Origin of the sequence: Streptomyces sp. LaPpAH-108 (assembly GCF_000373625.1) — a bacterium.
Lineage (GTDB): Bacteria > Actinomycetota > Actinomycetes > Streptomycetales > Streptomycetaceae > Streptomyces.
Genome location: NZ_KB891995.1, coordinates 141,830 through 165,074 on the forward strand (window position 1 = coordinate 141,830; position 23,245 = coordinate 165,074).

Annotated in this window: 18 protein-coding genes; 10 read left to right on the plus strand and 8 right to left on the minus strand. The window is 71.7% G+C overall.

The features are described 5' to 3' along the window. The first annotated feature begins 1 nt into the window (after nucleotide 1). The 5 genes from B079_RS0119685 (at nucleotide 2) to B079_RS0119705 (ending at nucleotide 6,947) form a co-directional block, all read left to right on the plus strand. Nucleotides 2–2,068 (plus strand): copper resistance CopC/CopD family protein, encoded by a 2,067-nt coding sequence (locus tag B079_RS0119685; RefSeq protein WP_018547552.1) that lies wholly within the window; start codon nucleotides 2–4, stop codon nucleotides 2,066–2,068. A gap of 7 nt (nucleotides 2,069–2,075) precedes the next feature. Beyond that, on the plus strand, nucleotides 2,076–3,356 hold the full coding sequence (gene efeB, locus B079_RS0119690) for an iron uptake transporter deferrochelatase/peroxidase subunit (protein WP_018547553.1): 1,281 nt from the start codon (nucleotides 2,076–2,078) through the stop codon (nucleotides 3,354–3,356). Between the two features lie 120 nt (nucleotides 3,357–3,476). After that, complete coding sequence (gene pheA, locus B079_RS0119695) at nucleotides 3,477–4,409, plus strand: prephenate dehydratase (protein ID WP_018547554.1); 933 nt, start codon at nucleotides 3,477–3,479, stop codon at nucleotides 4,407–4,409. Between the two features lie 451 nt (nucleotides 4,410–4,860). Beyond that, nucleotides 4,861–6,138, plus strand: a complete 1,278-nt coding sequence (gene serS, locus B079_RS0119700) for a serine--tRNA ligase (RefSeq protein WP_037801712.1) — start codon at nucleotides 4,861–4,863, stop codon at nucleotides 6,136–6,138. Next, complete coding sequence (locus B079_RS0119705; protein ID WP_018547556.1) at nucleotides 6,135–6,947, plus strand: HAD family hydrolase; 813 nt, start codon at nucleotides 6,135–6,137, stop codon at nucleotides 6,945–6,947. The genes serS and B079_RS0119705 overlap by 4 nt, the downstream gene beginning before the upstream one ends. Before the next feature lie 569 nt (nucleotides 6,948–7,516). Here B079_RS0119705 and B079_RS0119710 read toward each other — a convergent pair. The 5 genes from B079_RS0119710 to B079_RS0119730 form a co-directional block, all read right to left on the minus strand. Beyond that, complete coding sequence (locus tag B079_RS0119710; RefSeq protein ID WP_018547557.1) at nucleotides 7,517–7,756, minus strand: hypothetical protein; 240 nt, start codon at nucleotides 7,754–7,756, stop codon at nucleotides 7,517–7,519. 109 nt (nucleotides 7,757–7,865) lie between these two features. Further along, on the minus strand, nucleotides 7,866–8,585 hold the full coding sequence (locus B079_RS0119715) for an ABC transporter permease (RefSeq protein WP_018547558.1): 720 nt from the start codon (nucleotides 8,583–8,585) through the stop codon (nucleotides 7,866–7,868). A gap of 10 nt (nucleotides 8,586–8,595) precedes the next feature. Then, a complete protein-coding gene (locus B079_RS0119720; RefSeq protein ID WP_018547559.1) occupies nucleotides 8,596–9,507 on the minus strand; it encodes an ABC transporter ATP-binding protein in 912 nt (303 codons plus the stop codon). Next, the gene (locus tag B079_RS0119725) at nucleotides 9,504–10,424 is read right to left on the minus strand and encodes an ABC transporter permease (protein WP_018547560.1); all 921 of its coding nucleotides are present in this window, start codon (nucleotides 10,422–10,424) and stop codon (nucleotides 9,504–9,506) included. Before B079_RS0119725 ends, B079_RS0119720 begins: the two co-directional genes overlap by 4 nt. Next, the gene (locus tag B079_RS0119730; RefSeq protein WP_018547561.1) at nucleotides 10,414–11,379 is read right to left on the minus strand and encodes an ABC transporter ATP-binding protein; all 966 of its coding nucleotides are present in this window, start codon (nucleotides 11,377–11,379) and stop codon (nucleotides 10,414–10,416) included. The genes B079_RS0119725 and B079_RS0119730 overlap by 11 nt, the downstream gene beginning before the upstream one ends. Nucleotides 11,380–11,665: 286 nt before the next feature. Between B079_RS0119730 and B079_RS0119735 the strand changes: the two genes are divergently transcribed. The 5 genes from B079_RS0119735 (at nucleotide 11,666) to B079_RS0119755 (ending at nucleotide 16,904) form a co-directional block, all read left to right on the plus strand. Continuing rightward, complete coding sequence (locus B079_RS0119735) at nucleotides 11,666–12,505, plus strand: M24 family metallopeptidase (protein ID WP_026248865.1); 840 nt, start codon at nucleotides 11,666–11,668, stop codon at nucleotides 12,503–12,505. After that, the gene (locus tag B079_RS32375) at nucleotides 12,505–14,070 is read left to right on the plus strand and encodes an SDR family oxidoreductase (protein ID WP_018547563.1); all 1,566 of its coding nucleotides are present in this window, start codon (nucleotides 12,505–12,507) and stop codon (nucleotides 14,068–14,070) included. Before B079_RS0119735 ends, B079_RS32375 begins: the two co-directional genes overlap by 1 nt. Before the next feature lie 123 nt (nucleotides 14,071–14,193). After that, nucleotides 14,194–14,742 carry an RNA 2'-phosphotransferase gene (locus B079_RS0119745; RefSeq protein WP_018547564.1) on the plus strand — a complete coding sequence of 183 codons (549 nt, stop codon included), beginning with the start codon at nucleotides 14,194–14,196 and terminating at the stop codon, nucleotides 14,740–14,742. A 77-nt stretch (nucleotides 14,743–14,819) separates the two neighbouring features. Next, nucleotides 14,820–15,722 (plus strand): LLM class flavin-dependent oxidoreductase, encoded by a 903-nt coding sequence (locus B079_RS0119750; protein WP_018547565.1) that lies wholly within the window; start codon nucleotides 14,820–14,822, stop codon nucleotides 15,720–15,722. Between the two features lie 252 nt (nucleotides 15,723–15,974). Further along, nucleotides 15,975–16,904, plus strand: coding sequence for an HAD-IIB family hydrolase (locus B079_RS0119755; RefSeq protein ID WP_018547566.1), 930 nt, complete (start codon nucleotides 15,975–15,977; stop codon nucleotides 16,902–16,904). Between the two features lie 7 nt (nucleotides 16,905–16,911). Here the strand turns inward: B079_RS0119755 and cydD are convergent, their stop codons facing one another. The 3 genes from cydD to B079_RS0119770 are packed head-to-tail and all read right to left on the minus strand — an operon-like array spanning nucleotide 16,912 to nucleotide 23,067. Then, on the minus strand, nucleotides 16,912–20,478 hold the full coding sequence (gene cydD, locus B079_RS0119760; protein ID WP_018547567.1) for a thiol reductant ABC exporter subunit CydD: 3,567 nt from the start codon (nucleotides 20,476–20,478) through the stop codon (nucleotides 16,912–16,914). 60 nt (nucleotides 20,479–20,538) lie between these two features. Continuing rightward, entirely contained in the window at nucleotides 20,539–21,543 is a 1,005-nt protein-coding gene (cydB, locus tag B079_RS0119765; RefSeq protein WP_018547568.1) for a cytochrome d ubiquinol oxidase subunit II, read from the minus strand. Nucleotides 21,544–21,558: 15 nt separating this feature from the next. Beyond that, nucleotides 21,559–23,067, minus strand: a complete 1,509-nt coding sequence (locus B079_RS0119770) for a cytochrome ubiquinol oxidase subunit I (protein ID WP_018547569.1) — start codon at nucleotides 23,065–23,067, stop codon at nucleotides 21,559–21,561. Between the last annotated feature and the right edge of the window lie 178 nt (nucleotides 23,068–23,245).

The following is a 23,245-nucleotide window of genomic DNA, read 5'->3' on the forward strand; positions in this document are numbered from 1 at the left end:
CTTGACGCGGACCATCACCCCTCGGCTGCGCCCTCTGGTGCTGCTGCTTCTCGCCGTCACCGCCGTGCTGTTCGCGGGCGCCGCGCCTGCCTCCGCGCACGCCGCGCTGACCGGCAGCGACCCCGCCCAGGGCGTGGTGGTCGACAAGGCGCCCACCCAGGTGTCGCTCACCTTCTCCGAGCAGGTCGCGATGGGCGACGACTCCCTGCGGGTCCTCGACCCCCAGGGCAAGCCCGTCCAGCGGGGCAAGCCCGCCAACGTCAGCGGCACCACCTACGCGGTCCAGCTGAAGAGCGGCCTGGCCAAGGGCACCTACACGGTGACCTACCAGGTCGTCTCGGCCGACAGCCACCCCGTCGCCGGTGCCTACACCTTCTCCATCGGGGCGCCCTCCCAGACCGTCGTCTCCGACACGGCCACGGTCGGCGGCGGCGTGGTCGGCACGCTGTACGCGATCGGGCGGTACGTGTCCTACGCCGGGTACATCGTGCTGGTCGGCGGCGCCGCCTTCGTGCTGGCCTGCTGGCGGCGCGGCGCGGGCGTACGGGCGCTGCAGCGGCTGGTGGTCGGCGGCTGGGTGGCGCTCACCGGCGCCACGCTGTGGCTGCTGCTCCTGCGCGGCGCGTACACCACCTCGGGCAAGCTCGGGGACGCCTTCGACCTGGCGCTGCTCGGTCAGGTGCTCCAGACCAAGTCCGGGGCCGCGCTGGTCTCCCGGCTGCTGCTGCTCGCCGCCGCCGCGCTCTTCGTGGCGGTGCTCTTCGGGGCGTACGCCAAGGGGGACGAGGGCGAGGAGAGCGCCACCGGTGCGGAGGACACCGCCGGTGGGGAGAACACTGCCGGTGGGGAGAACACTGCCGGTGAGCAGAACGCTGCCGGTGCGGCGAACGCCGCTGCCGAGGACGCCGAGGAGAAGCGGGACCTCGGCTTCGGGCTCGCCATCGGCGGAGTCGTCGTCGCGGCCGGGCTCGCGGCGAGCTGGGCCATGGCCGAGCACGCCTCCACCGGACTCCAGCCGGTCGTCGCCATACCGGTCGACATCGTCCATCTGCTGGCCGTCGCCGCCTGGCTCGGCGGGCTGACCGCCCTGCTGGTCGCCCTCTACCGGGCACCGGCGGACACCCCCCTCGAAGCGTCCGCCGTACGCCGCTTCTCCCGGCTCGCCTTCGGTTCGGTGCTCGCCCTGGTCGCCACCGGCGTCTACCAGTCCTGGCGCCAGCTCGGCTCCTGGTCCGCCTTCACCGAGACCCGGTACGGCCAGCTGCTGCTGGTGAAGATCGGCCTGGTGGCCGTCATGGTCGCCCTGGCGGGAATCTCCCGGCGGTGGACGGGACGGCTGGCGGAGCACCCGGCGACCGAGGCCGAGGGGGAGACCGCCGAGGCGGAGGGTGAGCCGGAGGCCGAGGAGGCTTCCGTGCCCGCCGCCGCTGCGGCTGTACAGAACAAGGACGCCACGGAAGGCACCGCGTCCACCACGGCCGGCGCCGAGCGGGCCGCGCAGCTCGCCCGGCAGCGCAGTGCCGTCGAGGACGCCCGGCGCAAGCGGCTGCGGGACGCCGATCCGAACCGGTCCGGGCTGCGCCGCTCGGTGCTCGCGGAGGCGGCCGTCGCCGTCGTCCTGCTCGCGGTCACCACCGCGCTGACCCAGACCGAGCCGGGCCGCACCGAGCAGGAGGCGAAGGCCGCGGGCGGTGCCGCCAGCAGTTCCTCGGCCTCCGACAGCTCGGGTGCGCTGACGCTCGACATGGCCTTCGACACCGGCGGCACGAACGGCAAGGGCCTGGTCCGCATCGATCTCGACCCCGCCCGCGTCGGCGGCAACGAGATGCATGTCTACGTCCAGCACCCCGACGGGCGCCCCTTCGACGTCCCCGAGGTGAAGATCGCCCTCACCCAGGAGGCCAAGAAGATCGGCCCGCTCCCCGTGAAGGCGGAACACATCACGCGCGGCCACTGGGGCGCCACCGGAGTGCAGATCCCTGTAGCCGGTGACTGGAAGGTCGCCGTGACCGTGCGCACCTCCGACATCGACCAGGCGACCGTCTCCAAGAACGCGCAGATCGGCTGACCGCACCATGCCCGACCCGTCCGTCCCCCAGACCCGTGAGACCCCCGAGACCCCGGCGCCGGAGCAGTCCGGCGCCCGGGGGGTCTCCCGGCGCACCCTGCTCGGCACCGCCGGGGCCACCGGTCTCGTCCTCGGCGCGGCCGGTGCCTCCGTCGGGTACGCCGCCGCGCCCGCCCCCGCCGCTCCGCTCACCGCCCTCGGCTCGGACCGGGCGATGTTCCACGTGAAACATCAGCCCGGAATCACCGACGGGCTCCAGGCGCGCGGGCATCTCATCGCCTTCGACCTGGCGCCCGGCGCGGGCCGCAAGGAGGCCGCGGCCTTGCTGCGCCGCTGGTCGGTGACGGCCGAGCGGCTGATGGCGGGCGAGCCCGCACCGCACGACGACACCGATGTGGCCCGCGACTCCGGGCCCGCCTCGCTGACCGTCACCTTCGGCTTCGGGCACTCCTTCTTCGCCCGCACCGGCCTGGAGAAGCAGCGGCCGACCGCGCTGGACCCGCTGCCCGCCTTCTCCTCCGACCAGCTCGACAAGTCCCGCAGCGACGGCGATCTGTGGGTGCAGATCGGCGCGAACGACTCCCTGGTCGCCTTCCACGCCCTGCGCGCCCTCCAGAGGGAGGCGGGCAGTGCGGCCCGTATCCGCTGGCAGATGAACGGCTTCAACCGCTCACCCGGCGCCACCGCGCACCCCATGACGGCCCGCAACCTCATGGGCCAGATCGACGGCACCCGCAATCCCAAACCCGCCGAGCCCGACTTCGAGAAGCGGATCTTCGTGCCCGCCTCGGGACAGCCCGCCTGGATGGCGAACGGCTCCTACGCGGTCGTCCGGCGCATCCGGATGCTGCTCGACGACTGGGAGAAGCTGTCGCTCACCGCCCAGGAGGCGGTCATCGGGCGCCGCAAGTCCAACGGCGCCCCGCTGTCCGGGGGCGACGAGACCACGCCGATGGACCTGGAGAAGACCGACGCCCACGGCGCGTACCTGGTGCCGCTCAACGCGCACGCGAGGATCACCCGGCCCGACCGCAACGGCGGCGCGGCCATGCTGCGGCGGCCCTTCTCCTTCCACGACGGCTTCGACGCGGACGGCACCCCCGACGCCGGGCTGCTCTTCATCTGCTGGCAGGCGGACCCGCTGCGCGGCTTCGTCCCGGTGCAGCGCAAGCTCGACCGGGGGGACGCGCTCTCCGCATATCTGCGGCACGAGTCGAGCGGCCTGTTCGCGGTGCCGGGCGGGGCGGCGAAGGGCGAGTACGTGGGGCAGCGGCTGCTGGAGGGGTGAGCGTCCGGGGCAGCGTGGGGCGACTCGCGGCACCGCGCCCTGGCACACCGTGGCCACCCGTGCGAGTGGCCGTCGTGAGACGCCCGAGCCTGCTTCCCGCGCGGCCATTAGGGTGAGGTCATGCCAGCGAGCTATGCGTATCTCGGTCCCGAAGGCACCTTCACCGAAGTCGCCCTGCGCACGCTTCCGGAGGCGGCCACCCGTGAGCTGATCCCCTATGTGTCGGTCCAGTCCGCGCTGGACGCGGTGCGCAACGGCGAGGCCGAGGCGGCCTTCGTGCCGATCGAGAACTCCGTCGAGGGCGGCATCACCACCACCCTGGACGAGCTGGTCGCCGGGCACCCGCTGATGATCTACCGCGAGGTGCTGCTTTCGATCACCTTCGCGCTGCTGGTGCGCCCCGGCACGCAGCTGGCCGACATCAAGACGGTCACCGCCCACCCGGCCGCCCAGCCGCAGGTCCGCAACTGGCTGCGCACCCACCTCCCGGACGCCCTCTGGGAGTCCGCCGCCTCGAACGCGGACGGCGCCCGGCTGGTCCAGGAGGGCCGGTACGACGCGGCCTTCGCGGGCGAGTTCGCGGCGGCCCGGTACGGCCTGGTCCCGCTGGAGACAAACATCCACGACGCGGAGAACGCGCAGACCAGGTTCGTGCTGGTCGGCCGCCCCGCCCGGCCCGCCGCGCCGACCGGCGCCGACAAGACCTCGGTGGTGCTCTGGCAGCGGGACGACCACCCGGGCGCCCTGCGCGACCTTCTGGGTGAGTTCGCGGGCCGAGGGATCAACCTGATGCTGCTCCAGTCGCGTCCGACCGGGGCAGGTATCGGGAATTACTGTTTCTGCATCGACGCCGAGGGGCACATCTCCGACCGGCGCATGGCCGAGGCACTGATGGGCCTGAAGCGGATCTGCCTCCAGGTGCGTTTCCTCGGTTCCTATCCGCGCGCGGACATCAGGCCCGGGGAAGCCAGGCCGACCCCGCCGGGCACGTCGGACCAGGAGTTCCTGGCCGCGGCCGACTGGGTGGCGGGCTGCCAGGACGGCCGGTTCTAGCCGCCTCCGCGTTGTCCACAGAAGTTATCCACAGGTCAGCTTCTCGACCTGGGGACAAGTCGACAACAACGGACCCTACGGTCGACAAATCGCCCCAGCCGGTCCAAGATCAGCCATCCTTATGCAGATCGGTTTTCGTCTACCCGTTTCCTTCGATTCACCTTTTGAGGCGACCTATCTACGCCCGAAAGGGGGCGTGATGCACGTTTGAACCGGTAATTCTTCGAACCCACACCCCGTTCCGGAGTGATCAATTCCAAAATCCACAGCCCTTTCGCACAGCCTGTGGATAACTTGGTTCGCGGTGTGGATTCCTGTGGACAAGGCCATCCGCCAAGTACCGCCCGCCACAAGGGAGTCCGGGCAACCCGGGGTACTCCGGACGATCTTTGCGGAGCGGAACCGGGAAGTGATTCCCGGCCCGTCCCCCCGCACCGGTAGCCTTGGCCCCGTGATTGACCTTCGCCTGCTTCGTGAGGACCCCGACCGTGTGCGCGCGTCCCAGCGCGCCCGTGGAGAGGATGTCGCGCTCGTCGACTCCCTCCTCTCTGCCGACGAGCGGCGCAGGTCCTCCGGCGTCCGCTTCGACGAGCTGCGCGCCGAGCAGAAGCAGCTCGGCAAGCTGATCCCCAAGGCCGCTCCCGAGGAGAAGGCCGAACTGCTCAAGCGCGCCGAGCAGCTGAAGGCGGACGTGAAGGCCGCCGACGCCGAGCGCGACGCGGCCGACACCGAGACCCAGGAGCTGCTGCTCCGGCTCGGCAACCTCGTCCACCCCGGCGTGCCCGTCGGCGGCGAGGAGGACTTCGTCACGCTGGAGACGCACGGCACGATCCGTGACTTCGGCGCCGAGGGCTTCGCGCCCAAGGACCACCTGGAGCTGGGCCAGCTGCTCGGCGCGATCGACACCGAGCGCGGCGCCAAGGTCTCCGGCTCCCGCTTCTACTTCCTCACCGGCGTCGGCGCCCTCCTGGAGCTGGCCCTGGTGAACGCGGCCATGGCGCAGGCCACCGCCGCGGGCTTCACCCCGATGCTCACCCCCGCGCTGGTGCGCCCCCAGTCCATGGCGGGCACCGGCTTCCTCGGCCAGGCCGCGCAGGACGTGTACCACCTGGACAAGGACGACCTCTACCTGGTCGGCACCTCCGAGGTGGCGCTCGCCGCGTACCACATGGACGAGATCATCGACGCCGACAAGCTGCCGCTGCGGTACGCGGGCTTCTCCCCGTGCTTCCGCCGCGAGGCCGGTTCGCACGGCAAGGACACCCGGGGCATCTTCCGCGTCCACCAGTTCGACAAGGTCGAGATGTTCTCGTACGTCGACCCGGCGGACTCCGAGGCCGAGCACCAGCGCCTGCTGGAGTGGGAGAAGCAGTGGCTGACCTCGCTCGAGCTGCCGTTCCGCGTGATCGACGTGGCCACCGGTGACCTCGGCTCCTCCGCGGCCCGCAAGTTCGACTGCGAGGCGTGGATCCCGACCCAGGGCAAGTACCGCGAGCTGACCTCGACCTCGGACTGCACCGAGTTCCAGTCCCGCCGCCTGTCGATCCGGATGCGCGAGGGCAAGCAGGTCAAGCCGCTGGCCACGCTCAACGGCACGCTGTGCGCCGTACCGCGCACCATCGTGGCGATCCTGGAGAACCACCAGCAGGCCGACGGCTCGGTCCGCGTCCCCGAGGTGCTGCGCCCGTACCTCGGCGGCCGTGCGGTGCTGGAGCCGACCGCCAAGTGAGCGACGGACTCCCCTACCGGCTGATCGCCACCGACCTCGACGGCACGCTGCTGCGCGGCGACGACACCATCTCGCCGCGCACCCGCGCGGCGCTGGTCGCCGCCACCGAGGCGGGGGCCGCGCACATCGTCGTCACCGGCCGTGCCGTCCCCTGGACCCGGCACATCCTGGACGACCTCGGCTACGAGGGCCTGGCCGTCTGCGGCCAGGGCGCCCAGGTCTACGACGCGGGGCAGCACCGCCTGCTGACCTCGGTCACCCTGGACCGGAAGCTGGCGGGCGTGGCGCTGGCGAAGATCGAGGCGGAGGTCGGTCCGCTGTACATCGCCGCCAGCCGGGACGGCCTGGACGGCGACGTCCTGGTCGGCCCCGGCTACGCGGTCACCGGCGCCCTGCCGAGCACGCCGTTCACCGACGTGTCCGACCTGTGGGCCGCGCCGCTGAACAAGCTCTACATCCAGCACCCCCGGCTGAGCAGCGACGAGCTGGCCGAGGCCGCGCAGGGCGCCGCGGGCGGCTTCGTCACCGTCGTCATGGCGGGCGAGGGCATCGTGGAGCTGCTGCCGCTCGGCCTGTCCAAGGCCACCGGCCTCTCCCTGGCGGCCCGCCGCCTGGGCATGAAGGCGGCCGACACGATCGCCTTCGGCGACATGCCGAACGACATCCCGATGTTCGCCTGGGCCGCCCACGGCGTCGCCATGGGCAACGCCCACGCGGACCTCCGCGCGGTGGCCGACGAGGTGACGACCTCCAACGACGAGGACGGCATCGCGGTCGTCCTGGAACGGTTGCTCTCCGAGCACGCCTGAACCCCACCGGGCGGGACCTGAACAGTCCCGCCCGACAGGGTGCGGTCATGCGGAGGATGCACGGATCGAACGTGCGCGGGCTTTCACACCCGACCACGGCGGGTCCTGTCGTCAGGCTCCCGTCGTCCGCCCGAAGGGCGGGCGGTGCGGCGTCAGGTGCGTGCTGTCGGCGTGCCGGGCCCGGACCCTCGTACTGGGTGTACGCGGGTCTGGGCCCGGTGCGGCGACAGTGCGTGCATGGCGCCGCACCGCAGGCGGGAGCCTGACGACAGGGCCCGGCAAGCCGGTGCCTTGCCACTCGGCCAATCCTCCGGGTGGGCGGCCCACGCGAGAGCGACTTCGCGTGCTCGAAGCGACCGCCCCGGGTGGCTCCTTGTGCGGAGCGGGCTCGACGGTGGGTAACTACACCGGAGCCCGCCTCGGGCCACCCTGTCGGGAGTCGGACGTACTGCCGTGCAGAGGCATCGTCCGGCTCCTCTCCCGGTTCGGGTGCGCCGGGACGTTCCCGGCGGATGGGGCACCCCTACTGTGCCCCGGCGCCGAGCGGGGGCGCCACCGAATTAACGGCGCTACCGGCGGCGCCACCTGCGCCGACGGGCCCGGCTGAAGAACCAGCCCGCGGGCGGCTCGTCCGAGCGCCACGGCTGCGGCTCGGGCCGCTCCGCGCGCCAGCGGGCGGCGAGCATCCGGGCCCGGGCGGAGGGCTCGACGGCGTCCGCGTCCCGTATGAACTCCTCGTCGAGGACCACGTCGTCCCACGCGCCGGGGCCGTCCCGTCCCGGCTCGTCGTCCGGTGTCCGCTCGGTCATCCGCGCACCTCCGCGCCCGTGTCTCCGCGTGCTTCCAGTGTGCCGGGGAACGAGTGAAGGCCCCGTCAAAGTGCCGGGGCCTTCCTCTTGTTCCGCAGGGTTCCTCGCCTTACTCCTCGCCCGCCAGCGTCAGCGACCGCAGCTTCCACCCCGCGAACCAGGTGGCCGCGACGGTCACCACGACCAGCAGCACGGTGGCCGTCGTCAGCCCCACGTCGGAGGTGACCAGGTCCCCGCCCGCGACCTTGTGGGCGACCGCGAGCGACCACTGCTGGACGCTCAGGGTGCGCGCACCGGCCACCAGGGAGCCGAACAGCGCCTCCCAGACCAGCGCGTAGACGAGCCCGAAGACCACCGCGTGCCGCGAGACCGTGCCGAGCAGCAGGAACAGCGCCGAGTAGGCGATGGACGAGACGAGCGCGGCGACCGTGTAGGCGACGGCGATGTTCTGGCCGTTGCCGTTCAGGATCAGGCCCGCGATCAGGGTCGGGACCGCGGAGAACACCATGGTGACCGCGATGGCGACGATCAGCTTGGTGAAGATGATCGCCGGCCGCTTGAGCGGCTTGGACAGCAGATAGACCACGGAGCCGTCGTCGATCTCCGGTCCGATGGCGCCGGTGCCCGCGATGACGCCGATGATGGGCACCATGGTGGCGAGCGCGAACCCGCCGAGGACGTCGGCGGCCACCTGGTCGTCGGCGCCGGTCAGGGCGCGGACGATCGCGGAGATGACGATCAGCAGCAGCGGCAGCACGCCGAGCACGAGGGCCCGGCGGCGGCCGAGCAGGGCTCGGTAGGTGAGCCGGGCGACGGTGGGGTCGTACATCTTCGGCCTCCTACGCCGCGACCAGATACGAGAACACGGACTCCAGGGACTCGTCCGACGGCGAGACCGTGTGCAGCCGGATGCCCAGATCGCGGGCGACCTTCGGCAGCAGCGTGGTGAAGCGGCCGAAGTCGACGGCCTGGACGAGCAGCGCGCCCTCGGAGGTGTCCACCTCGATACCGGCCGTGGACGCGTCCGCGATCAGCGCGGCGGCCAGCGCCCGGTCGTCGCTGGAGCGCACCAGGTAGCGGTGCGGGCGGTCGGTCATCAGACGGCGGATCTTGCGGAAGTCGCCGCTGGCCGCGTGCCGTCCGGCGACGACGACCTCGATGTGCCGGGCGAGCTGTTCGACCTCCTCCAGGATGTGCGAGGAGAACAGCACGGTGCGGCCCTCGTCGCCCATGGTGCGCAGCAGGTCCATGAGCTGCATGCGCTGGCGCGGGTCCATGCCGTTGAACGGCTCGTCGAGCAGCAGCAGCGAGGGGTCGTGGACGAGCGCGGAGGCCATCTTCACGCGCTGCCGCATGCCCTTGGAGTACGTGGAGATCTTGCGGTCCTGCGCGTACTCCATCTCGACCGTGGCCAGGGCGCGTTGCGCCTCCTTGTCGCCGAGGCCGTGCAGTTCGGCGTTGGCGACGACGAACTCGCGCCCGGTGAGGAAGTCGTACATCGCCTCCCGCTCGGGTACGACGCCGATCTCCCGGTAGACGGACTCGTTGCGCCACACCGGGCGGCCGTCCAGGGTGATCGTGCCGGTGGAGGGGGCGAGGAAGCCGCCCATCATGTTGATGAGGGTGGACTTCCCGGCGCCGTTGGGGCCGAGCAGACCGGTGACGCCGGGGCCGATCGTCATGGTGATGTCGTTGACGGCGACCACGTTGCCGAACCAGCGGGAGACGTGGTCGATGCTGAGGGTCGTCACAGGCTCACCTTCTTGTAGCGGCGCAGCAGCAGGCCGTAGCTCGCGGCGATCACCCCGAGGGCGACCAGGACGTACACCGCGCCCTCGGCACCGGACGGACCCGTGCCGCCGGGGAACGCGGAGGTGCCGCCGAGGAAGGCGGACTGCACGCCGTCGATCAGCGTGACCGGGGAGAACAGCCCGATCCACGGCACGGCGTCGGTGCTGCCCTGGGCGTCCGCGATGGCCTGGAGCGTGGAGACCGCGCCGTAGGAGATGGTCATGACGGCGATCACGGCGGCGATGCCGAAGCCCCGGCGCGGGGTGACGGCCGCGATGACCAGGCCGATCCCGGCGAACAGCAGGGAGAGCAGCGCCACGGAGACCATTCCCTGCGCGAATTCCTTCGTCTGGTGCGCGAAGCCCATCTTGGCGAGCAGCGCGCCGATGTAGAGCACGAGCAGCGGGGCGCCGGTGAGGACGAAGAGGGCGGAGGCGAGCGCCGCGAACTTCGCGAGCACGTAGTCGGCGGTCTCGATCGGCCGCGAGAAGTACAGCGGCACGGTCTTGAAGCGCAGGTCGCGCGAGACGGACTGGGGTGCCTGCGAGGCCACGTACAGGCTGATGACGGCCTGCATGATGATGGCGTAGCGGGTGTAGTCGACGGGCAGCTCGTGCGCCTTGGTGGCGACCGCGACGGCGACCATGATGGCCGCGGGCACGCACATCACCGCGAACAGCAGCATCGGCAGCACCTTGGACTTGGCCGAGCGGCCAAGTCCGTAGGCGCCGCGCAGGGACTGCGAGTAGAGCGAGCGGCGGGCGTAGGCGCGGCCGAGGCGGGGGCCGTCGTAGCCGCGGTAGCCGATGTCGTGGATGCGGGACTGGTCGCCGGGGGGCGAACCCGCCGACTCTGTGAGGGGGTGCTCAACCGCCATGGCCGGCGGCCTCCTTCCGCTGCGCGTCGGCGGTGGTGAACACCTCGGAGATGCGGTGCCTGCGCTGTTCCATGCGCACCAGGCCGAGTCCGAGGTCCGCGACCACGTCGCGCACCAGGTCGTACGTCTCCTCGCCGCTCGCGGTCACCAGGACGATGTGTCCGGCGCCGGGCAGGCCGCCGCCCTCGTCCTCGGTGTCGAGGCCGCGCGCGCCGAGCGCCTCGCGCAGGGCGCGGGTTCCGTCGGGGTGGGTGTCGCTGTCGGTGACCTCGATCGCGAGGGTCGTCGTGGTCTGGGTGAAGTCGGTGGTGGAGCTGGACCGCAGCAGCTTGCCGCCGTCGACGACAACCACGTGGTCGCAGGTGCGCTCCAGTTCGCCGAGCAGGTGCGAGGTGACCAGGACGGAGATGCCGAAGTCCGTGTGGACGCGGCGGATCAGGCCCAGCATCTCGTCGCGGCCGACCGGGTCGAGGCCGTTGGTCGGCTCGTCCAGGAAGACCAGGCGGGGGTCGTGCACCAGCGCCTGGGCGAGCTTGACCCGCTGCTTCATGCCGGTGGAGTAGCCGCCGATGGGGCGGTAGCGCTCCTCGTAGAGGCCGACATGGCGCAGGGTGTCCGCGGTGCGCTCGCGCGCGGCGGCGGCCGGGAGTCCGGACATGCGGGCCATGTGCACGACGAACTCGGTGGCCGAGACGTCGGGCGGGAGGCAGTCGTGCTCCGGCATGTACCCGACCCGCTCCCGGATGGCGGCGCCCTCGGTCGCCACGTCGAGGCCGAGCACGGTGGCACGGCCCTCCGAGGCGGGGGACAGCCCCAGCAGGATCTTGATCAGGGTGGACTTGCCGGCGCCGTTGGCACCGACGAGTCCGGTCACACCGGGTCCGATGTCCACGGACAGCCGGTCGAGAGCGGTCACCCGTGGGTACCGCTTGCTCAAGCTCTCGGTCGCGATCACAGTCACACCCCCGACGCTAGTGACGCACCCCACGCCGGTCGTCAGACCTCAGAGCCGTCTTGAAGTCAGCCTCGGGTAGTACGGGGCCCTAGGGGAACGTGCGGGGGACGGGTTCGGGGATCGAGGGGCGGGGCTCAAGGGGGCCGGTGGGAGCGGAGGCTGCGGGTACGACGGGCCCGGCCCCTAGGAGTTGGCTCGGTGATCTCCCCTATTGACGCCGCCTCTAACAGCTGCGAGATTCAGCAGGGTCGGGTGACGAGGGCGTGGCGTCGATGGGACGGGCGGCATGACGGGTGCAGTGAGTGAACTCTCCGCCGATTTGCGGGGCTTCCAGCGGGTGCAGCGGCTCGCGTACGAGTGCGCGGAGGCGGTCGCGGCCCGGCTGGAGCCGGGCGTGACCGAGCGTGAGGCGGCCCGGATGCAGCGGAGATGGCTGCGCGAGCGCGGGGTGCGGGACTGGTTCCATCTGCCCTTCGCCTGGTTCGGCGACCGGACCGCGTTCACCGGTTTCCGGATACCGCTCCAGTTCTTCCCCACCGACCGCGCCCTGGAGCCCGGGATGCCCTTCATCCTGGATCTGGCCCCGGTGTTCGAGGGGTACACGGCCGACATCGGCTACTCGGGCGCCCTCGGCGACAACCCACTGCAACGGCGCCTCATGACCGACCTGGAGGCACACCGCGAGCTGATCCTGCGCGAGGTGCGCGAGCGGCGCCCGCTGCGCGAGATCTACACGGACGTGGACCGCCTGATGACCCGTCAGGGATACGCCAACCGGCACCGCGCCTACCCCTTCGGCGTGATCGCCCACAAGGTGGACCGAGTACGCCAACGCCGTTTCGCACCCCATGTGTTCGGCTTCGGCACCCAGTCCCTCAAGGGCCTGCTGAGCGACGCGCTGCACGGCCACCGCGAGGGCTGGTCACCCCTGTGGTCGCCGTACCGCTTCTCCGACCACCCGCCGCACCCGGGCCTGTGGGCGGTCGAGCCCCACCTCGGATTCCGGGGCACAGGCGCCAAGTTCGAGGAGATCCTGGTGGTCACGGACTCGCGCGACCCCGAGGAAAGCGCCTTCTGGCTGGACGACGATCTGCCGCACGTGCGGCGCTGGGCGGAGGAGAAGTGATGCTGGAGGGTGCGCGCGAGCGCCGGATCAGGACCGGCGGGATCGAGCTGTGCGTGGCCGAACTCGGCGACCCCGCACGGCCGACGGTGGTGCTGGTGCACGGCTACCCGGACAGCAAGGAGGTCTGGTCGGAGGTCGCCACCCGGCTCGCCCGCCGCTTCCACGTGGTGCTGTACGACGTCCGGGGCCACGGCCGCTCGACCGCGCCGAAACCCCTGCGCGGCGGCTTCACCCTGGCCAAGCTGACCGACGACTTCCTGGCCGTGGTGGACGCGGTGAGCCCGGACCGGCCGGTCCATCTCGTGGGCCACGACTGGGGATCGGTCCAGTCGTGGGAGTTCGTCACGGTCGCCCGCACCCGGGGCCGCATCGCCTCCTTCACCTCCATGTCGGGCCCGTCCCTGGACCACTTCGGGCACTGGATCAACGCACGCGTGAAACGCCCGACCCCCCGCAGGATCGGCCAACTCCTGGGCCAGGGTGCCAAGTCCTGGTACGTGTACCTGCTGCACACCCCGGTCCTGCCCGAACTCGCCTGGCGCGGCCCGCTCGGCAAGCGCTGGCCCGCGATCCTCCAGCGCGCGGAGAAGGTCCCGGCCGACGGCTACCCGACCGCCTCGCTGCCCTCGGACGCGGCCCACGGCGCCTGGCTCTACCGGGACAACGTCCGTACCCGGCTGCGTAAACCGCGCCCGGACGCCCACGCGCACGTGCCGGTGCAGCTGATCACGCCCGAGGGCGACGCGTTCCTCTCCCCGCGCCTCTACGACGACTTGGAGCAGTGGGTACCCCGGCTGGTGCGGCGCGTACTCCCGGCCAAGCACTGGATTCCGCGCACCCGGCCCGACCAACTGGCGCTGTGGATCACCGAATTCGTGGAGTCGGCAGAGGAAGGCGCACCGGCCGCCGCACCCGATGGCCGCCATGGCGCCCGTTTCGCGGGGCAGTTGGCGCTGATCACCGGTGCGGGCGACGGCATCGGCCGGGCGACGGCGTTCGCCTTCGCGGAGTCCGGCGCGCGCGTGGTGGCCGTGGACCGCGACCCGGAGGCGGCCACCCGCACCGCCGAACTCGCCCTGCTGCTGGGCGCGTCGGAGGCATGGGCCGAGTCGGTGGACGTCTCCGACGAACAGGCCGTGGAGAAACTGGCCGCGCGCGTGCACAGCGAGAACGGCGTGGTGGACGTGCTGGTGAACGCCGCGGGCACCGACCTCCCGGACTCCCCGCTCACCGCTCCCGCCGACGCATGGCGTGCGGCGCTGGAGGCCAACTTGTTCGGCACACTGCACAGTTGCCGTCACTTCGGGGCACGCATGGTGGAGCGCGGACAGGGCGGCCACATCGTCACCATCGGATCCGCCACGACCGATCTTTCGGAACGCCTGCGCGCCGAACTGTCCGTGCACGACATTGGAGTTACGACCGCTTCCGCCGCACCCGGTGCCAACTGGCCGCCGAAGAAGGCCGCGAGCGCGATTCTCGACGCCGTGGCGCAGAACAAGCCAACTGTCGTGAAACGGGCGTCAGTTGTCCACAGGATCGCCAACTTCTTTGTGGATAACTGAACTTGGCTGTGGATCAAACCTCCTGGCGAAAATCGAGTGCGTGACCTACGTCTCTTCCTGTACATCAGGTAATCGAGAAAGCAGGTGAACAGACGAAACAGAAAAGAGAGAATGTAAGGAAATATGGATGACAGACGTACCGTAAAGCTGTCGAAGTACCTCGCGAAGCATCTGCGCCACCAGCCCGAGCGCATCGGACTCACGCTGGACGCGGGCGGCTGGGTCGAGATCGACGCGCTGATGACGGCCGCCGCCGCGCACGGATTCCGGTTCACGCGCGCGGAACTCGACCATGTCGTGGCCGCCAACGACAAGAAGCGCTACGCCGTCGAGGGCACCCGCATCCGCGCCAGCCAGGGCCACACCGTGGACGTCGACCTGGGGCTGCCCCCGGCCACCCCGCCGCCGTACCTGTACCACGGCACCGTCACCCGCGCCCTGGACGCGATCCGCGCGGAGGGGCTGCGGCCCATGAGCCGTCACGACGTCCACCTCTCGGCCGACCGCGAGACGGCCACCCGGGTCGGCTCCCGGCGCGGCCGGCCCGTCGTCCTCGCGGTGGACGCGGCGGTCATGCACCGCGACGGCCACGTCTTCCGCGTCAGCGCGAACGGCGTCTGGCTGACGGAGGCGGTACCGGCGCGGTATCTGCGGTTCACCGAGGCGCGCTGACAGGGGCGCGGCTCCCCGGGCGGGGGCGCCTTCGTGAGCGGCCCGGCCCTCTTCACCGGCCACGTAGGCTCGACGCCATGAGTCTGCGCCTGAGCACCGTGATCCTTCCCATCGACCGCTGGAACGAGGGCGGCCGTGCCACGTGGCAGCGCGCGGAGGACCTGGGCTTCCACGCCGCGTACACCTACGACCACCTGTCGTGGCGCACCTTCCGCGACGGCCCCTGGTTCGGCGCGGTGCCCACGCTGACGGCGGCTGCGGCCACGACCTCGCGGCTGCGTCTGGGCACGCTCGTCACCTCCCCCAACTTCCGGCACCCGGTGACCCTCGCCAAGGACCTCATCTCCCTGGACGACGTCTCCGACGGCCGGATCACCCTCGGTATCGGCGCGGGCGGCATCGGGTTCGACGCGACCGCGCTCGGCCAGGAGCCGTGGACGCCGCGTGAGCGCGCCGACCGGTTCGCGGAGTTCGTGGCGCTGCTCGACCGGCTGCTCAGCGAGGGCGCGGTCACCGAGGAGGGCCGCTTCTACTCGGCGGTCGAGGCGCGCAACATCCCGGGCTGTGTGCAGCGCCCCCGGCTGCCCTTCGCGGTGGCGGCCACCGGCCCGCGCGGCCTGCGCCTGGCCGCCCGGTACGGGCAGGCGTGGGTGACCACGGGCGACCCGAAGCTGTACGAGAACGGCACCCCCGAGCAGTCGGTCGAGGCGCTGCGCGGCCAGCTGACCAGGCTGGGCGAGGCGTGCGCGGAGGCCGGCCGGGACGCGGCCGAGCTGGACAAGATCCTGCTCACCGGCTTCACCCCCGACCGCACCGGGCCGCTCCAGTCGCTGGACGCGTTCGTGGACTTCGCGGGCCGCCACAAGGAACTGGGCTTCGACGAGATCGTGATCCACTGGCCGATCCCGGACTCCGACTTCGCCGCCGACCAGAAGGTCTTCGAGCGGATCGCGATGGAGGCGGCGGCACAGCTGGGCTGACGGGGGTGGGCTGGGGGGCGGGGTGAGCGGGCGCGGCCGAGTGGGCGTTCCTGGCCGTCTCCGGCCAGCCCCGGCCGTCCTCGGCACCAGATGGCGGACGGTCCCGCGCGGCCCACGCCGGTGCGCGCCCCGCTGCCACAGGCGCCCCCCCCCCGGAGGCCATCGCGCAAGCCCCGGCCATGGCCGGATGTGACCCGTTCCGACCCCAACCACGCCTCATATGTGCGGAGTCCCGCACGACCGTGCGCGCATATGCGCGAGAATGGCCGGGTGACCTCAGCGACCAGACAGCCGGGGACGCCCCCGGTACCCCCCGCGTTCCCGGCCCCGCTCGGACAAGGAGGCACCGTAGGCCCGCCGCCCCGGCTGATCGCCACCGACCTCGACGGCACCCTGCTGCACGACGACAAGACGGTCTCCGCGCGGACCGTCGCCGCGCTCGCCGCGGCCGAGGAGGCGGGGGTGGAGGTCTTCTTCGTCACCGGCCGCCCGGCCCGCTGGATGGACGTGGTCGCCGATCACGTCCACGGCCACGGCCTCGCGATCTGCGGCAACGGCGCCGCCGTGGTCGACCTGCACGGCGGCCCCGGCGCCCACCGGTTCGTCACGGTGCGCGAGCTGGCCCGGCAGCGGGCGCTCGACGCGGTGGGCCTGCTGCGCGAGGCGGCCCCGGGCACCGTGTTCGCCGTCGAGCAGACCTACGGCTTCCACCAGGAGCCCGCGTATCCCAAGCTGCACATGGAGATACCGGACAACCTGCTGCCCGCCGAGGAACTGCTCGCGCCGGACGGCCCGGACGCCGACCAGCCCGTCCTCAAGATCCTCGCCTACCACCCGGAGCTGGACCCGGACGCGTTCCTCACCACGGCCCGCATCGCGATCGGCGGCCACGCCAACGTCACCCGCTCCAGCCCCAGCGCCCTCCTGGAACTGAGCGGCGCCGGGGTCTCCAAGGCCAGCACCCTCGCGCTGTGCTGCGCCGAGCGCGGCATCGCGCCCGAGGAGGTCGTCGCCTTCGGTGACATGCCCAACGACCTGGAGATGCTGACCTGGGCCGGACGCTCGTACGCGATGGGCAACGCCCACCCGGACGTCCTCGCCGCGGCCACCGGCCGTACCGTCGCCAACACCGAGGACGGCGTGGCGGTCGTGATCGAGCGGCTGCTCGCCGACCGCCTCTGAGCGTCCCCTAGCGCGCCACCACCAGTGTCTCCGTCTCGGCCTCGCGCCGCGCCATCGCGCGCAGCGGGCCGTCGGCGGAGACCAGCTCCGCGTACGGACCGCGCTGCACGATGCGGCCCGCGTCCAGCACGAGGACTTCGTCCACCGCGTCGAGACCGGCGAGCCGGTGCGTGATCAGCAGCGTGGTCCGGCCCTCGGTGGCGGCCAGCAGGTCGGCCGTGAGCGCGTCGGCGGTCGGCAGGTCCAGGTGCTCGGCGGGCTCGTCGAGCACCAGCACCGGGAAGTCCGCGAGCAGCGCCCGCGCCAGTGCGAGTCGCTGCCGCTGGCCCCCGGAGAGCCGGGCGCCGTGCTCGCCGACCAGCGTGTCCAGGCCCTCGGGCAGCTCGTCCACCCAGTCGAGCAGCCGGGCCCGCAGCAGGACCTCGCGCAGATCGGCGTCGCTCGCGTCCTTGCGGGCAAGGAGCAGGTTCTCCCGCACGGTGCTGTCGAAGAGGTGGGCGTCCTGGGCGCACAGCCCGACCAGCCTGCGCACGTCGTCGCCGTCCAGCTCGTCCGCCGCGACCCCGGCCAGCGTGTAGCCGCCCGCGCGCGGATCGAGGAAGCGCAGCAGCACCTGGGCGAGCGTGGTCTTGCCCGAGCCGGAAGGACCGACCACGGCGATCCGGCGGCCCTGCTCCAGCGTGAGGTCGACTCCCGCGAGCGCGTCGCCGTGCTGTCCCTCGTACCGGGCGCTGAGGTCGCGCACGACGACCGGGAACGGCGAGGCGGGCGCCTGCCGGGGCTCCTCCGGCTCGCGCACGGGCACCGGGGCGTCCAGGACCTCGTACACGCGTTCCGCGCTGCGCCGCACCCGCTGGCGGTAGCGCGCGGCGAGCGGCAGCCCGAGGACGGCCTCGAAGGCGGCCAGCGGGGTGAGGACGACGACGGCCATCGCGACACCGTGCAGACGGCCCGAGGCGACCCCGCCGGCGCCGACCAGCGCGGCGGCGGCGACGGTGAGCCCGCAGATCAGCGCGGTGAGACCGTCGCCGAGGGCGGTGATCCCGGCCGCGCGCGAGGCGATCCTCGTGAGCGTGCCGTCCGCGCGCCGGGCCGCGTCCGTACGGGCGGGCAGCGCACCGGCCACGGTCAGCTCGGCGGTGCCGGTGAGCACGTCGGTCACACGGGTCGACAGCTCGCCCCGCGCGGGAGCGAGGCGGCGCTCGGTGCGCCGGGCGACCGAGGCGGTGATCAGGGGCACCCCGACGCCCGCGAGGAGCAGGCCCGCGGCCAGGACGGCCCCGGCCTCGGGCAGCAGCCAGGCCGTGAAGCCGACCGAGGCGGCGGAGACGACGACCGCGACGCCGGTGGGCATCAGCCAGCGCAGCCAGTAGTCCTGGAAGGCGTCCACGTCGCTGACCAGTCGGCTGAGCAGGTCGCCGCGCCGGGTGGTGCGCAGCCCGGCGGGCGCCAGCCGCTCCAGACGCCGGTAGACGGCGACCCGGGTGTCGGCGAGCATCCGCAGCACGGCGTCATGCGAGACCAGCCGCTCGGTGTAGCGGAAGACGGCCCGTCCGATGCCGAAGAACCGGGTCGCGGTCACGGCCACCAGCAGATAGAGCACCGGCGGTTCCTGCGAGGCCCGCGAGATCAGCCAGCCGGAGGTCGCCATCAGGCCGACCGCGCAGCCGAGCGCCAGGCTGCCGAGGATCAGGGCGAAGGCGAGACGGCCGTAGCGGGGCGCGGCCAGCGCGCGGACCCGGGCCAGGACATGGCGCGGACGGCTGCCGCTCGCCGTCGCGGGCGGGACCGGGACGCCGTCCTCGTCGAGCGGGCCGCTGTCCGGCAGGTCCGCGAGGGTGATGGCGGGCGCGGCGGGCTCGGGGACATGGGCGTCGAGCGCGGTGGCCGCCAGGTCGGGGGCGGTCACCGCGGCCATGGTGGGGGCGCCGTCGGCGAGCGCGACCGGGGTCTCCAGCCGGACCACCCGGTCGGCCGCCTCCAGCAGCGCGGGCCGGTGCACGACCAGGAGGACCGTGCGGCCGACGGCGAGCCGCCGGACCGCCGCCACGACGTCCGCCTCCGTGGCGCCGTCCAGGGCGGCCGTGGGCTCGTCCAGGAGCAGGACGGGCCGGTCCGCGAGGAAGGCGCGGGCGAGCGCGAGCCGCTGGCGCTGACCGGCGGACAGTCCCGCGCCGTCCTCACCCAGCACGGTCTCGGCACCCGCGGGCAGCGCGTCGACGAAGTCCAGGGCGCCCGCGTCCGCGAGGGCCTGGCGTACGGCCGCGTCGTCGGCGTCGGGGCGGGCCAGCCGGACGTTCTCGGTGATGGTGCCCGCGTAGATGTGCGGCCGCTGCGGCACCCAGGCGATGCGTGAGCGCCACTGTTCGAGATCGAGGTCCGCGAGATCCGCCCCGCCGATCCGTACCTGGCCCGCGGTGGGGCGTACGAAGCCGAGCAGGACGTTGAGCAGGGTGGTCTTGCCCGCGCCGCTGGGGCCGACCAGCGCGACGGTCTCCCCGGGTTCGACGGCGAAGGACACGTCGGCCACGGCGTCCGTCGAGCGGCCCGGGTAGCGGACGGTCACGGAGTCGAAGGAGAGCGCGCCCTCGGGCACCCGGCCGGTGCCGGACGCCGGGACGGGGGTCTCCAGCACGGCGAAGATCTCCTCCGCCGCCGCCAGGCCCTCGGCCGCCGCATGGTACTGGGCGCCGACCTGGCGCAGCGGGAGATACGCCTCGGGCGCCAGCACCAGGATGACCAGGCCGATGTACAGGTCCATGCTGCCGTGCACCAGGCGCATGCCGATGGTCACGGCGACCAGGGCGACCGAGAGCGTGGCCAGCAGTTCCAGCGCGAAGGACGAGATGAAGGCGATCCGCAGGGTCCGCATGGTGGCCTGGCGGTATTCGCCGGTGATCTTGCGGATGGACTCGGCCTGCGCCTTGGCCCGGTTGAAGACCTTCAGCGTGGGCAGTCCCGCCACCACGTCCAGGAAGTGCCCGGAGAGCCGGGACAGCAGCCCCCACTGCCGGTCCATCCGGTACTGGGTGGCCCAGCCGATCAGCATCATGAAGATCGGGATGAGCGGAAGGGTGCCGACGATGATCGCCGCCGACACCCAGTCCTCGGTGACGATCCGCGCCAGGACGGCCACGGGCACGACCACCGCGAGCCCCAGCTGCGGGAGGTAGCGCGAGAAGTAGTCGTCAAGGGCGTCGACCCCGCGCGTGGCCAGCGTGACCAGCGAACCGGTGCGCTGGCCGCTCAGCCACCCAGGACCGAGCGTGGCGGCCCGCTCGACCAGCCGCTCCCGCAGCTCCGACTTCACCGCCGCACTGGCCCGGTGGGCCGCCAACTCGGTGAGCCAGGAGACCAGCGCCCGCCCGCAGGCGACGGCGACCAGCAGCCCGAGGGGGGTGACCAGCTCGGAAGCGGTCTTGCCCTGCTGGAAGGCGCCCACCACGACTTCGGCGATGAGCATCGCCTGGGCGATGACCAGCCCGGCGCCGAGTCCGCCCAGGACGACGACCGCCACCAGGAAGAGACGCGTGGCGCCCGCATAGCGCAGGAGGCGGGGATCGATCGGTTTCACGTGAAACGTGTCCTTCAGTCCCGGAGAGTGTGTTTCACGTGAAACATACCCTTGGGACGCTCAGTGTGCGGTCTCGGCGATGTGTTGCGTACCGATGCGCTGGCGGAACACCCAGTAGGTCCAGCCCTGGTAGAGCAGCACGAGCGGGGTGGCGATCGCGGCGCACCAGGTCATGATCCTCAGGGTGTACGGGCTCGAAGAGGCGTTGGTGACGGTCAGGCTCCAGTCGGCGTCGAGCGTGGACGGCATGACGTTCGGGAAGAGCGACAGGAACAGCATCGCGACGACCGCCACGATGGTCACCCCGGACAGCGCGAACGCCCAGCCTTCCCGCCCGGCTCCGGTGGCCACGAGGGCGGCCGTGAGCGCGGCGACCGTGACGATCAGCGCCGCGAGGCTGGCGACGTCACCGCTGTGGGCCTGGGTCCAGAGCAGGAAGCCGAGTGCCGGAACGGCGGTGACGAGACCGGCCCGCAGGGCCAGCCGCCGCGCCCGGACCCGGATGTCCCCGACCGTCTTGAGCGCCGCGAAGACCGCGCCGTGGAAGGTGAACAGCGTGAGCGTCACCACACCGCCGAGCAGCGCGTAGGGGTGGAAGAGGTCCCCGAGACCGCCGACGTACTCGAAGCGCCGGTCGATCTTCACCCCGTACGCGATGTTGCCGAAGGTCACGCCCCAGAGGAAGGCCGGGAGCAGCGAGGTCCAGAAGATCGCCCACTCCCAGTTGCGCTGCCAGTTCTCCTCGGGCCGCTTGGCCCGGTACTCGAAGGCGACGCCCCGGACGATCAGGCAGACCAGGATCACCAGCAGGGGCAGATAGAAGCCGGAGAAGAGGGTGGCGTACCACTCCGGGAAGGCGGCGAAGGTCGCACCGCCCGCCGTGAGCAGCCACACCTCGTTGCCGTCCCAGACGGGTCCGATGGTGTTGATCAGCACCCGGCGCTCGGCCCGGTCCCGGGCGAGGAGCCGGGTGAGGATGCCGATCCCGAAGTCGAACCCCTCCAGGAAGAAGTAGCCGGTCCACAGGACGGCGATCAGGACGAACCAGATGTCGTGAAGATGCATGACTGTTCCCCCGGCCTAGTACGAGAAGGCCATCGGCTTGTCGGCGTCACGGAGATCGCCGCCGATCCTGGTGGGCGGGTTGAGGTCGGCCTCGGTCAGCTCGGGCGGGCCCGCCTTGGCGTACTTGACGAGCAGCCGGACCTCGATGACGGCGAGGATCGCGTAGAGCGCGGTGAAGACGGCCATCGAGATGAGGACCTCGGCCTGGGAGACGCCGGGGGAGACCGCGTGGCGGGTCTGCAGGACGCCGTAGACGGCCCAGGGCTGGCGGCCGGTCTCGGTGAAGATCCAGCCCCAGGAGTTGGCGATCAGCGGGAAGGCCAGCGTCCAGACGGCGATGCGCCAGAACCAGGTACCGAGCTTCGGGCCGAGCGCCTTGTGGGGGAGGAGGACCAGATGCGGCACCTCGTCCTCACCGACCCTGAGGTGCTGGGGCAGCAGGAACTTCTTGCGGGTCAGCCAGAGTCCGGCGATGCCGAGGGTGAAGGAGAACATGCCGAAGCCGATCATCCAGCGGAAGCCCCAGAAGGCGACCGGGATGTTGGGCCGGTAGTCGCCGGGCCCGAACCGCTGCTGCTCGGCCTTGTTCACGTCGTTGATGCCGGGCACGTAGGACGAGAAGTCGTCGTTGGCGAGGAAGGACAGCAGGCCGGGGATCTCGACGGCGACGGTGTTGTGACCCTTCTGCACGTCGCCGTAGGCGAAGATCGAGAAGGGGGCGGGCTTCTGACCGTCCCACAGGGCCTCGGCGGCGGCCATCTTCATCGGCTGCTGCTTGAACATGACCTTGCCGAGCACGTCTCCGCTGACCGCGGTGAGCAGTCCGGCGACGACCACGGTGACCAGGCCGAGGCGCAGCGAGGTCTTCATCACGCGGATGTGCCTGCGGCGGGCCAGATGGTAGGCGGCGATGCCCACCATGAAGGCGCCACCGGTCAGGAAGGCCGCGGCCAGGGTGTGGAACGCCTGGCTGAGCGCGGTGTTCTGGAAGAGCACGGCCCCGAAGTCGGTCAGCTCCGCACGGCCCCTGGCCTTGTCGATCCGGTAGCCGACGGGGTGCTGCATCCAGGAGTTGGCCGCGAGGATGAAGTACGCCGACAGGATCGTGCCGAGCGAGACCATCCATATGCAGGCCAGGTGGATCTTCTTGGGGAGCTTGTCCCAGCCGAAGATCCAGAGTCCGATGAAGGTGGACTCGAAGAAGAAGGCGATCAGGGCCTCGAAGGCGAGCGGGGCGCCGAAGATGTCACCGACGAAGCGCGAGTAGGCCGACCAGTTCATGCCGAACTGGAACTCCTGCACGATGCCGGTGACGACGCCCATGGCTATGTTGATCAGGAAGAGCTTGCCCCAGAACTTCGTCGCCCTGAGGTACACCTCCTTGCCCGTGCGCACCCATGCCGTCTGGAGTCCGGCCGTGAGGGCGGCCAGGGAGATGGTGAGCGGAACGAAGAGGAAGTGGTAGACGGTGGTGATGCCGAACTGCCAGCGCGCCAGGGTCTCCGGCGCCAGAGCCAGTTCCACGTCGTCACTCTCCTAACTCCACCGCGACATACGGTGGGGTTTGCCCTTTTTGTCTCGGACATACGGGGCGATTGGGACCGAGCTTGTGAAAGCGTTCACATTCACAAGCCATTATGACGCACCCGCCTTCGCCATCCGATAGGGGGTCATGAGTGAGGCCCCGCACACGGCGGGGCCT

Coding starts and splice junctions, on each gene's coding strand:
- B079_RS0119745 (WP_018547564.1), top strand. CDS start 14,194: ATGGATGACAGACGTACCGTAAAGCTGTCGAAGTACCTCGCGAAGCAT.
- cydB (WP_018547568.1), bottom strand. CDS start 21,543: ATGCATCTTCACGACATCTGGTTCGTCCTGATCGCCGTCCTGTGGACC.
- B079_RS0119735 (WP_026248865.1), top strand. CDS start 11,666: ATGACGGGTGCAGTGAGTGAACTCTCCGCCGATTTGCGGGGCTTCCAG.
- B079_RS32375 (WP_018547563.1), top strand. CDS start 12,505: ATGCTGGAGGGTGCGCGCGAGCGCCGGATCAGGACCGGCGGGATCGAG.
- efeB (WP_018547553.1), top strand. CDS start 2,076: ATGCCCGACCCGTCCGTCCCCCAGACCCGTGAGACCCCCGAGACCCCG.
- B079_RS0119710 (WP_018547557.1), bottom strand. CDS start 7,756: ATGACCGAGCGGACACCGGACGACGAGCCGGGACGGGACGGCCCCGGC.
- B079_RS0119715 (WP_018547558.1), bottom strand. CDS start 8,585: ATGTACGACCCCACCGTCGCCCGGCTCACCTACCGAGCCCTGCTCGGC.
- B079_RS0119750 (WP_018547565.1), top strand. CDS start 14,820: ATGAGTCTGCGCCTGAGCACCGTGATCCTTCCCATCGACCGCTGGAAC.
- pheA (WP_018547554.1), top strand. CDS start 3,477: ATGCCAGCGAGCTATGCGTATCTCGGTCCCGAAGGCACCTTCACCGAA.
- B079_RS0119755 (WP_018547566.1), top strand. CDS start 15,975: ATGCGCGAGAATGGCCGGGTGACCTCAGCGACCAGACAGCCGGGGACG.
- B079_RS0119725 (WP_018547560.1), bottom strand. CDS start 10,424: ATGGCGGTTGAGCACCCCCTCACAGAGTCGGCGGGTTCGCCCCCCGGC.